Genomic DNA, 10642 nt, shown 5'->3' with positions numbered 1-10642 from the left:
TTCTCCGACGCGCGCTACGCAAGACCTTGATCCGCGCCCGAGGATGACGCATCGCTCCAGCGATGACGCGCGCCGGAACACCCTTGCCGCCGAGCCCGCCGCCGACCGCATCCCGCCTCGGGTGCGGGCGCGGATGAGCCGGCCCGCCTCCGCGGCGCTGATGCCGCTCGGGGACGCGCTCGGCCTGCTCGGCGCCGCCGCCAAGCCTGTCGCGGAGCGGCTTCTCCCGCTCGGGGCCGCGCGCGGCAGAATCTCCGCCGGTGCAGTCGGTGCCCTGCGCCCGCTGCCCGCCTGCCTCGTGGCTGCGCGTGACGGTTATACGGTGGATGCGGTCGCGATCGGCGGTGCCTCGCCCTACGCGCCGGTGCCGCTGTCACACGGATCTGCCTGGATCGAGGCGGGCGATGCGCTGCCGCCCGGCGCCGATGCAATCCTGCCGCCGGAAGGTCTGGAGGAGTACGGCGCCGTGGTGGATGTCGCCCCCCGGGAAGGCACCCGTGGGCCTGGCGACGATTTGGCGGCGGGCGAGCGCCTGCTCGTGGCGGGTGAGCGGATCGGGCCCCTCCAAATCTTGGCCCTGGCGATGGCCGGCTTAGACTCCGTCGCGGTCCGCGTGCCCCGCCTGCGCCTCGTCGTGACGGGCTCCGCGACGCCGGACGGCCTGTCGCCGCTCCTGACCGCCCTGATCGAGGACAGGGGCGGCGAGGCAGAGCGCGTTGCCGTCCCGGACGACGAGGAGGCAATCGCCTGCGCCATCCGCGCGGGCGAGGCCGACGCGGTACTCGTCCTCGGCGGGAGCGGGTACGGCCGCACCGACCGGAGCGCCGCGGGACTTGCCCGCGCGGGATGGCTCCACGTCCAGGGCATCGCCCTGCGGCCCGGCGAGACCGCCGCCCTCGGCGAGGCAGCGGGCCGGCCTGTGCTGGTCCTGCCGGGGCGACCCGAGGCGGCGTTCGCGGCGTTCCTGGCGCTCGGAACCCCGCTCCTCGCGCGCCTTGGAGGGACGCGCGAGGCGCCGGGCATGCCGGCCACGCTCCTGCGCAAGATCGCCTCCGTCATCGGTCTGGCCGAGATCGTCTTCGTCCGCCGTCATCCAGAGGGCGTCGAGCCGCTCGGCGGTTTCGAGCTGCCCCTGCGCCGGCTCCTCCAGGCGGACGGGTTCGTGCTGGTGGCGCCCGAACGCGAGGGCCATCCCGCCGGCGATCAGGTCGAGGTCCGACCGCTATGAAGTCCGACGATCCGGCCGCCTTCGCCGAGCGGCTCGCCGCCGCATCGCGCCAGGAGCAGTTCCTCACCGTGATGAGTCGGGAGGCGGCGCTCGACGCCTTCCGGGCCGCCGTGCCGCACGCGGCTCTGCCGGCCGAGTCCGTGCCGCTGGCCGAGGCGCCGGGACGGGTGCTCGCCAGCGACGTCGCCTCTCCGATCGACGTGCCGCCCTTCGACCGCGCCCTCGTCGACGGTTTCGCGCTGCGGGCCGTCGACGTCGAGGGGGCAGGCCCCGCAAGCCCGCGCCGCCTCGCCCTCAATCGGGAGATTCTCGCCTGCGGGGTTGCGCCGTCCCTGCCGGTTGATCCCGGCACGGCCACGCCGATCGCCACCGGCGGTATGATTCCGCGCGGGTCCGACGCCGTGGTGATGGTCGAGCAGACCGAGTTCGACGGCGCGGCGCTCGCCATCGACGTCGCCGCCGCGGTGCGGCCCGGCCAGTTCGTCGGCTATGCCGGCGCCGACATGGCGGCGGGCGAGACGGTGCTGCGCCGGGGCACGGTGATCACGGCCCGTGAGGTCGGCATGCTGGCCGCCTGCGGCCTCTCCACCGTGGCGGTGGTGCGGCGCCCGAAGGTCGCGGTCCTCTCGACAGGCGATGAACTGGTGGCACCGGGCGAGCGCCTGCGGCCCGGCGCGATCTACGATTCGAACGGGGCGATCGTGGCGGCGTCCGTGGCGGAGAACGGCGGCGAGCCCGCGCGGCTCGGCATCGTGCGCGACGACGAGGCGGCGCTGGAGGAAGTGCTGCGAGGCGCCCTGCGCGATCACGATCTGGTCGTGCTCTCGGGCGGCACCTCCAAGGGCGCGGGAGACGTCTCGCACCGCATCCTGTCGCGGCTGGGCGCCCCCGGCATCCTCGTGCACGGCGTCGCCCTCAAGCCCGGCAAGCCCCTCTGCCTCGCCGCCGCGCAGGGCAAGCCGATCGTCGTCCTGCCGGGCTTTCCGACATCGGCGATGTTCACCTTCCACGATTTCGTGGTGCCGCTCGTGCGGGCGCTCGCCGGACTGCCGCCGCGCGAGGAGGAAACCGTCGAGGCGATCCTGCCGCAGCGCCTGTCCTCGGAACTCGGCCGCACCGAGTTCGTGATGGCCTCGCTCGTGCGCGGACCGCAAGGGTTGGCAGCCCTCCCCCTGCCGAAGGGGTCGGGCTCGGTCACCGCCTTCTCGCAGGCGGACGGCTTCTTCGCGGTGCCGGCCGCCCGCGCCGGGATGGAGGCGGGCGAGACCGTTCCGGTGTTGCGCTTGGGCGCCGGCGTGCGCCCGCCGGACCTCACCATCGTCGGCAGCCACTGCGTCGGACTCGATCGCGTGGTCGGGCTCCTGGCCGAGCGCGGCTACCGTGCGCGGACCATGTGGGTCGGCTCGGCAGGCGGCCTCGCGGCTCTGCGCCGGCACGAGTGCGATCTTGCCGCTATGCACCTCTTCGACCCCGCGAGCGGCCGCTACAACGCCCCCTTCCTTGACCCCGGCATGGCGCTGATCCCCGGCTGGCGCCGCCTGCAGGGTGTGGTCTTCCGCGCCGGGGATCCGCGCTTCGAGGGCCGAGAGGCCGCGGAGGCGGTGGCCGCCGCGCTCGCCGATCCGAAGGCCGTGATGGTCAACCGCAACGCAGGATCGGGGACCCGTCTTCTCGTCGACGGTCTCCTGAACGGGACCCGGCCGGCCGGGTTCTGGAACCAGCCGCGCTCACACAACGCCGTCGCGGCCGCCGTGGCCCAGGGCCGGGCCGATTGGGGCGTCGCGATCGCGAGCGTCGCGGAGGCCTACGGCCTCGGCTTCCTGGCCCTGACCGAGGAGCATTACGACCTCGCCTGCCGTGAATCCGCGCAGCGGAGCCCGGCGCTCGCCGCCTTCCTCGATCTTCTCCACACGCCGGAGGCTGACGCCACACTGCGCGATCTCGGCTTCGTCCCGGCCGAGCACGCGCCGAGGAGCCCGACATGAGCGGCTTGCGAGTCATCGGGCTCGCCGGCTGGAGCGGCGCCGGCAAGACCACTTTGCTCGCCAAGCTCATCCCGCTGCTGGTCGGGCGCGGCGTGCGGGTCGCGACTCTGAAGCATGCCCACCACGCCTTCGATCTCGATCATCCAGGCAAGGATTCCCACATCCACCGGCAGGCGGGCGCCAGCGAGGTCATCGTCTCGTCCTCCCGCCGCTGGGCCCAGATCCGCGAGGTGGCGGAGGGCGAGGAAGCCGTGCTCGCCGACCTGCTGCGCCGCCTGGCGCCCGAGGGGCTCGCCATCGTCGAAGGCTTCAAGCGCGAGGCGCACCCGAAGCTCGAGGTGTACCGGGCGGCGAACGGCCGGGAGCCCCTGCACGGTGGAGATCCCCGCATCGTCGGCATCGCGAGCGATCGGCCCTTTCCGGATGCCGGCCGGCCGGTGGTGCATCTCGACGACGTCGCGGGTATCGCCGATCTCGTCCTCGCCCGCGCCGAGCCTCTCGACGTGGTCCTGACCCGGCTGGAGCACCCTTGAGCCATGGCACAGGTCACCGACGACTGCTTCGCCTTCGGGAACAGGCCGATGCGGGTCGAGGAGGCCGCGGCGCTCATCGCGGAGCGCATGCCGGTGCTGGCCGGAATCGAGACCGTGCCGCTGCACGCGGCGGACGGGCGGATCGCGGCCGAGGATGTCCGCGCCCGCCACGACCTGCCGCCCTTCGCTAACTCCGCGGTGGACGGCTACGCCGTGCGCCACGCCGATCTGGCGAACGCGGGCGAGACCGTGCTGCCGGTGAGCGGCCGGCTAGCCGCGGGCGCGGCGGCAGGTGCAGCCGCGATCGCGGGGGCCGTGCGCATCTTCACCGGGGCGCCAATGCCGCCGGGCGCCGACACGGTCTTCATGCAGGAGGACGTACGCATCAAGGAGGGCCGGGTCGTCCTGCCGCCGGGGCTGAAGCCCGGAGCGAACGCCCGACCAGCGGGCGAGGATCTGGCCCGCGGTGCGCTCGCCATCCCGGCCGGCCGGCGCCTACGCCCCAGCGATCTCGCGCTCGCCGCCGCCACCGGCCACGCCGATCTCGCGGTACGCCGACGCCTGCGCGTCGCCCTGTTCTCGACCGGCGACGAGCTCGCCGAACCGGGTGCGGAGCTGCGGCCCGGGGCCATCCACGATTCGAACCGGGTCCTGCTCGCGGCCCTGCTGGCCCGCCTCGGCGTCGCGGTGTCGGATCTCGGCATCCTGCGCGACGAGCCCGAGAGCCTCGCCGCCCGCCTCGCCGAGGCCGCACGCCACCACGACGTCATCCTGACCTCGGGCGGTGTCTCGGTCGGCGAGGAGGACCACGTGAAGGGCGCCGTCGAATCGCTCGGGGAGCTGATGCTCTGGCGCCTCGCGATCAAGCCGGGACGGCCGGTGGCGGTCGGCCTCGTTCACGGCACGCCCTTCGTGGGGCTGCCGGGCAACCCGGTCGCCGTCTACGTGACGCTGCTCTTCGTGGTACGCCCGCTTCTCGCCCGGCTCGGCGGCGCGAGCCCCGAGGTTCCCGTGCCCTGTCCGGTCCGCGCCGCCTTCGCCTACCGCAAGAAGGCGGGCCGGCGCGAGTTCGTGCGCGTCTGCCTCGACCGCGCCGCCGATGGCGGCCTTGAGGCCCGCAAGTACCCCCGCGACGGGGCCGGCGTGCTGACCTCGCTGACCGGAAGCGACGGCCTCGTGGAGCTGCCCGACGAGGCGACGGCGATCGCGCCCGGTGAGAGCCTCGCCTATTATCCGCACGCGCTACTCTGGTGAGCGGGCCGACGGGTCTCCCATGCCGATCCTGCACGAGACTCTGTCCCGCCTGTGGACCCTCGACCGCGACGTGCTGGCGATCGCGTGGCTGTCGCTGCGCGTCAGCCTTACCGCGGTATCGATCGGGCTCCTCCTCGGCATCCCGCTCGGGGCCTTGTTCGCCGTCGCGCGCTTTCCCGGGCGCGGCGCGCTCACCGGCCTGCTCAACGCCTTCATGGGGTTGCCGCCGGTCATCGTCGGCCTCGTCCTCTACCTCGTCCTGTCCCGCTCCGGTCCGCTCGGCTCGCTCGGCCTCCTGTTCACCCCCTCCGCGATGATCGCCGCGCAGGCGACGCTCGCCACACCGCTCGTCGCCGCGCTGACCCGCCAGGTGGTGGCCGACGCGCAGGTCCATCTCGGCGAGCAGCTGCGCTCGCTCGGCCTCTCGGCGCCGCGGCAGGCCGGTATCCTGATCTACGACGTCCGCTTCTCCCTGGTGACGGCGGCTCTGGCGGCCTTCGGCCGGGCCATCTCCGAGATCGGCGCCGTTCTGGTCGTGGGCGGCAACATCGACGGGCATACGCGCACGATGACGACCGCGATTTCCCTGGAGACTCAGAAGGGCGATCTCAGCCTCGCCCTCGCCCTCGGCCTCGTGCTGATGAGTCTCGTCGTGGTGGTGAACGCCGCCGCCGCGCTCCTGCGCGGCCACGCCGCGCGGGCCTACGGATGAGCGCCGCTCCCCTGATTCGCCTCGACGACATCGGTCTGTCCCTCGACGGAAGGCGGATCCTCGATCGCCTTCGCCTGGAGATCGCGGCCGGCGGCGTGACGGCCCTGATCGGGCCGAACGGCGCCGGCAAGAGCGTGACCCTCCGGGTGATCGATGGCCTTCTGCGCCCCGATTCCGGTGTGGTGCGGGTGGCGAGCCGCCGCCGCGCCTTCGTCTTCCAGCGCCCGGCCCTGATCCGCGCGAGCGCGGCCGCGAACGTCGCGCTGGCGCTGAAGGCCCTGCCCCGCCGCGAGCGTGCGGCGCGCGTCGCGGAGGCGCTTGCCCGCGTCGGGCTGGCGCACCGGTCGCGCGATGCCGCGACGCGCTTCTCGGGCGGCGAACAGCAGCGGCTAGCCCTAGCGCGGGCCTGGGCGATGCGGCCCGATCTCCTCCTCCTCGACGAGCCGACCGCGAGCCTCGACCCTGCCGCGACCGAGATCGTGGAGGAGTTGCTCGGCGCGATGGCGCGGGCGGGCACCACCGTGGTGCTCGTCTCGCACAATCTCGGGCAGGTGGCGCGCCTCGCCGGAACGGTCCTGGTTCTGGCGGCCGGGCGCGTCGTCGAGCAGGGGCCGCCCCGCCGGATCCTGTCCTCCCCCCGCACGCCCGAAGCGCGTGCCTACCTTGCCGGAGAACTGCCTTGGACCGTCTTCGCCGAAGCCTCCTGACTGTCGGCCTCACCCTCGTCCTAGGGCTTAGCGCCGCCACCGCACCGGCCTCGGCCGAGCCGTCCGCGATCGTCGTCGCGTCGACCACCTCGACGGAGCAATCGGGCCTCTTCAAGTATCTCCTGCCGATCTTCCACGAGAAGACGGGCATCGACGTGAAGGTCGTGGCGCTGGGCACGGGCCAGGCGCTCGACGCTGCGCGCCGGGGCGATGCCGACGTGGTGCTGGTCCACGATCGTCCCGCCGAGGACGCGTTCGTCGCCCAGGGCTTCGCCAAGGCGCGGCGCGACGTGATGTACAACGACTTCGTGCTGGTCGGCCCGGTCTCGGATCCTGCCAGGATTCGGGGCGTCGGCGTACGCGAGGCCTTCGCGAAGCTCGCCGCCGCGAAGGCGCCCTTCGTCTCGCGGGGAGACCGCTCGGGCACGCACAGCGCGGAACTCCGCAGCTGGAAGGAGGCCGGCGTCGATCTGGCATCCGCGCGTGGCGACTGGTACCGCGATGTCGGTCAGGGCATGGGACCGGCGCTCAACACCGCCTCCGCCCTCGGCGCCTACATCCTCGCCGACCGCGGGACATGGCTCGCCTTCAAGAACCGGGGCGACCTGACGATCCTGGTTCAGGGCGATCCGCGCCTGTTCAATCCCTACGGCGTGATGCTGGTGAACCCGGAGCGCCACGCGAGCGTGAAGGTCAAGGAGGGGCAGGCCTTCGTTGACTGGCTGGTCTCGCCCGAGGGTCAGAACGCGATCGCCAGCTACAAGATCGGCGGCGAGCAGCTGTTCTTCCCGAACGCTCACGCGCCCGGGACGCGCTGATCCGTCAGCGCGGCGGCCCGGACTGACGCCGCCGCGCAACGTACCAGATAGCCATGACGATCACGGCCACGACGAGGCTCAGCCAGACCCAGTTGAAGTCCGTTGCGGCAGCGGTGGCCGCGCCGGAACTCGACCCGGCCGGGCCCGTCTCAGGGATCGGCGGGGCCGGATTGGTCTGCTGAGCCAGAGCGGCCCCCAGGCTCGTGGCCCAGAGCAGACCGGCGACGGCGGCGTACCGCATGGGGTTTCCTCGATGATGGTTGGTCGCCGAGCATCCGCTGGGCGACGTATCAGGGACGGGGAGCGTCGAAGCGGAAGGCCGGAGCCGCCTGCAATTGCGCTTTGGTCAGTCGGATCTCGGCGTGCCAGGGCTTGTCACCGGCGAGGACCGTCGCGGGCTCATCGCTCTGCTTCCGCGGCTCGACCGAGCCGGTCGCCTCCGTGACGCGGCCGCTGTGCTGATTCTGGACCGCGGCCAGCACGTCCCGGTTCGTGTCCGAGCCCGGCATCGTTGCCGGACCGGCCTTAGCGGCCGCACGCGCGTCGGGCGCCGTTTCCGGGGTCACGACGGAGGTCGGGCCGCTCGTCAGCGAGACGTCGCGGAAGTTCCAGGCGAGTTGGTCGAACGGAACGGCCACGGATTTCTCGCCCAGGCCCAGAAACCCGCCGACGCCGATGACGGCCGCGTGCACGCGCCCACTCCCGTCGACCAGGACATCCTCGATCTTGCCGACGCGGACGTGATCCATACCGATCACCGGCAAGCCGATGATGTCGGATGCGCGGATCGTCCCGGGAGCCGGGCCTTCGAGGAAGCGCGTTGCCGAAGCGTCCGCCCGCGCGGGCTGCCCGGTCTCCGCTGCGGATGCGGGGAGCGACACGCCCAGGACGAGGAGGATCCCCAGAGCGCCGATCCCGGCCATGTCACGACGCATTCCCTACCCCTGTTCGATACATCCAGACGGGACGAGAACGATGCGAAAGCCGATAGGGTTCACAGCCGGTTCAGAGGTGCCGTCGGGCCTCGTCCCCGTCTGAGCGCCGGTCAGGCGCTCTCGTCCGCGCCCTCGATGGTGAGCGCTCCGTGCGCGCCGTCGGCTTTGCCGGCGAGACCAGGCACCTCGTCGAGCTGTCGCAGACTGGTGAAGCGGCCACGCTCTTCCCGGTAACGCACGATCTCGAAGCCGTGGCCCGCAAGTGCCGGAACGTCGTCCAGTTCCTCGGCCGTCGCTGCATTCAGATTGATCATGCGGTTCCCCGTTCCTCTCCGGCCTGCCGCGGCGGGAACGGGTGGCGGCGTGGCGCGGTTCCGCGCGCGGTGGGTGCCTGTCCCGTTGCGGGGAACACGGGTCGCGCATCCGGGCTTCTTCCGGAGATCAGGAGATCGCGATGACCACTCCAGGATCTGCCCCGGAATCTTCGAAACCGGGCGACGAGGCGCCGGCTGGCGTACCGGGGACAGGGGAGAACCTCTGCCGGCACTGCGGGGGTACCGGCCGGATCGACGCCGAGGCCTGCCCGGATTGCAGGGGCACCGGCAAGGTCACGACCGGGATTGGCGGCGGCTAGGCGCACGGTCGCGAAAAATGGAAACGCGATCGGCCCGGATCTCGCGATCCAGGCCGGCGCCTACCTGTTGGCCGCGGGATCGGCCTAGAATGGGATATCGTCGTCGAGGTCGTAGTTGCCGCGCCCGCCGCCACCTGCGCCAGCGCCGCCGCTCGCCGGTGCCGGCCGGCGCTCGCCGCCCTGGGCGCGGCCGCCGCCGTAATCGCCGCCGCGACTCACTTGGCCGCCGCTGCTGCCCTCGTCGTCGGAGGCGAAGTCGCCGCCGCCACCGCCGCGCCCGTCGAGGATCGTCATCTCACCGCGGAAGCGCTGGAGTACCACCTCGGTCGTGTACTTCTCCACGCCGGAATTGTCGGTCCACTTCCGGGTCTGGAGCGAGCCCTCGATATAGACCTTCGAGCCCTTGCGCAGGTACTGCTCGGCCACGCGCGCGAGGTTCTCGTTGTAGATCACCACCGAATGCCACTCGGTGCGCTCCTTGCGCTCGCCGGAGGCCTTGTCCTTCCAGGTCTCTGAGGTGGCGAGCCGCAGGTTCACCACCGGGTCGCCCGATCCGAGACGGCGGGTCTCGGGGTCGCGCCCGAGATTGCCCACCAGGATCACCTTGTTCACGCTGCCCGCCATCGCTCTCTCCTACCGTTCCGATCTCACTGGGCGTTCGTCTCACGAGCCCGGGCCGGTCCTAGATGACTGCCGAGAGGGGACGCGGCAACGCGCGTCCGCAGCTTGTTCCCGGTAAACACATGCCGGCACGGGTCTCCCTGATGTTCTATCTTTGTTCGATGTCGGCAGCAAGCCGCTCGGCCGTGCCGTCCTGGGGAAAGGCGATAGGCTCGCTTAAGCCACGTGGACGACGAGCTTGCCGAAGTTCTTGCCCCGCAGCATGCCGATGAAGGCCTCGGGGGCCGCTTCCAGTCCCTCGACGATGTCCTCGCGATGGCGGACCTTGCCCTCGGCGAGCCAGCCGCCGACGTCGCGGACGAACGCCTCCTGCTGGTCGGCGAAGTCCCAGACGATGAAGCCCTGCAGGTGCAGACGCTTGGTCAGGACGGTGCGCATCAGCGTCGGGAGCCGGTCCGGCCCCGGGGGCAACTCGGTCGCGTTGTAGCCTGAGACCAGCCCACAGACCGGCACCCGGGCGAAATCGTTGAGGAGCGGCAGCACCGCCTCGAAGACCGCGCCGCCGACATTCTCGAAATAGACGTCGATACCCTTCGGGCAGGCGGCGGCGAGCGCGTCGGCGAAGTCCTCGGCGCGGTGGTCGAGCGCGGCGTCGAAGCCGAGCGTTTCGGTCAGGTAGCGGCACTTGTCCGGGCCGCCCGCGATGCCGACCGCCCGGGCACCCTTCAGCCGGGCGATCTGGCCGACGAGGGAGCCGACCGGGCCCGCCGCCGCCGCGACCACCACCGTCTCGCCCGCCTTCGGCCGGCCGATGGTGAGCAGCCCCGTATAGGCGGTCATGCCCGGCATCCCGAGGATGCCGAGCGCCGTCGTCGGTGGCAGGCCGGGTGGCAGCCGGTGCAGGCCGCGCCCGTCCGAGATCGCGTAATCCTGCCAGCCCGCATAGGCCGAGACCAACTCGCCCACGGCGAAGTCCGGGTTGTTCGACTGCACCACCTCGCTCACCGTGCCGCCGACCATCGGCTCCCCGATGACGACGGGCTGGGCATAGGATTTCGCCGCGCTCATGCGGCCGCGCATGTAGGGATCGAGCGAGAGCCAGCGGGTCCGCAACAGGATCTCGCCTGCGCGCGGGGTCGGCACCCGCGCCTCCTCCAGGCGGAAATGCGCGGGGGTGGGCTCGCCGTGCGGGCGCGCGGCGAGCACGATGCGACG

The 10642-nt window shown here is 72.3% G+C and carries 12 protein-coding genes; 7 read left to right on the top strand and 5 right to left on the bottom strand.

Annotated elements, in window-relative coordinates; translation table 11 throughout:
• Nucleotides 1-133: 133 nt before the first annotated feature.
• From MFF54_RS14890 to MFF54_RS14860, 7 genes are read left to right on the top strand one after another with little or no spacing between them, the layout of a single operon-like run.
• Entirely contained in the window at nt 134-1228 is a 1095-nt protein-coding gene (locus MFF54_RS14890; RefSeq protein ID WP_238303684.1) for a molybdopterin-binding protein, read from the top strand.
• Complete coding sequence (locus tag MFF54_RS14885; protein ID WP_238303647.1) at nt 1225-3213, top strand: molybdopterin biosynthesis protein; 1989 nt, start codon at nt 1225-1227, stop codon at nt 3211-3213. Before MFF54_RS14890 ends, MFF54_RS14885 begins: the two co-directional genes overlap by 4 nt.
• On the top strand, nt 3210-3746 hold the full coding sequence (mobB, locus tag MFF54_RS14880) for a molybdopterin-guanine dinucleotide biosynthesis protein B (protein WP_238303646.1): 537 nt from the start codon (nt 3210-3212) through the stop codon (nt 3744-3746). The genes MFF54_RS14885 and mobB overlap by 4 nt, the downstream gene beginning before the upstream one ends.
• Before the next feature lie 3 nt (nt 3747-3749).
• The gene (locus MFF54_RS14875; protein WP_238303645.1) at nt 3750-5000 is read left to right on the top strand and encodes a molybdopterin molybdotransferase MoeA; all 1251 of its coding nucleotides are present in this window, start codon (nt 3750-3752) and stop codon (nt 4998-5000) included.
• A gap of 19 nt (nt 5001-5019) precedes the next feature.
• Nucleotides 5020-5712 (top strand): ABC transporter permease, encoded by a 693-nt coding sequence (locus tag MFF54_RS14870; RefSeq protein ID WP_238303644.1) that lies wholly within the window; start codon nt 5020-5022, stop codon nt 5710-5712.
• A complete protein-coding gene (locus tag MFF54_RS14865; RefSeq protein WP_238303643.1) occupies nt 5709-6419 on the top strand; it encodes an ATP-binding cassette domain-containing protein in 711 nt (236 codons plus the stop codon). The genes MFF54_RS14870 and MFF54_RS14865 overlap by 4 nt, the downstream gene beginning before the upstream one ends.
• Nucleotides 6392-7237: an ABC transporter substrate-binding protein gene (locus tag MFF54_RS14860; protein WP_238303642.1), complete on the top strand. Its 846-nt coding sequence runs from the start codon at nt 6392-6394 to the stop codon at nt 7235-7237. The genes MFF54_RS14865 and MFF54_RS14860 overlap by 28 nt, the downstream gene beginning before the upstream one ends.
• Before the next feature lie 4 nt (nt 7238-7241).
• On the opposite strand, the gene MFF54_RS14855 is transcribed toward MFF54_RS14860, so the two are convergent.
• From MFF54_RS14855 to curA, 5 genes are all read right to left on the bottom strand, one after another.
• Nucleotides 7242-7478: a hypothetical protein gene (locus MFF54_RS14855; RefSeq protein ID WP_238303641.1), complete on the bottom strand. Its 237-nt coding sequence runs from the start codon at nt 7476-7478 to the stop codon at nt 7242-7244.
• Between the two features lie 49 nt (nt 7479-7527).
• Nucleotides 7528-8160: a PRC-barrel domain-containing protein gene (locus MFF54_RS14850; protein ID WP_370880267.1), complete on the bottom strand. Its 633-nt coding sequence runs from the start codon at nt 8158-8160 to the stop codon at nt 7528-7530.
• A 122-nt stretch (nt 8161-8282) separates the two neighbouring features.
• A complete protein-coding gene (locus tag MFF54_RS14845; protein WP_238303639.1) occupies nt 8283-8486 on the bottom strand; it encodes a ComEA family DNA-binding protein in 204 nt (67 codons plus the stop codon).
• A gap of 404 nt (nt 8487-8890) precedes the next feature.
• Nucleotides 8891-9430, bottom strand: a complete 540-nt coding sequence (ssb, locus tag MFF54_RS14835; protein ID WP_238303637.1) for a single-stranded DNA-binding protein — start codon at nt 9428-9430, stop codon at nt 8891-8893.
• Nucleotides 9431-9643: 213 nt separating this feature from the next.
• Nucleotides 9644-10642, bottom strand: a 999-nt coding sequence (curA, locus tag MFF54_RS14830; protein WP_238303636.1) for an NADPH-dependent curcumin/dihydrocurcumin reductase, incomplete at its 5' end; no start/stop codon positions are given.

This window comes from Methylobacterium gregans, assembly GCF_022179245.1.
GTDB lineage: Bacteria > Pseudomonadota > Alphaproteobacteria > Rhizobiales > Beijerinckiaceae > Methylobacterium > Methylobacterium gregans.
This window is presented reverse-complemented; position numbering and strand designations above follow the sequence as displayed.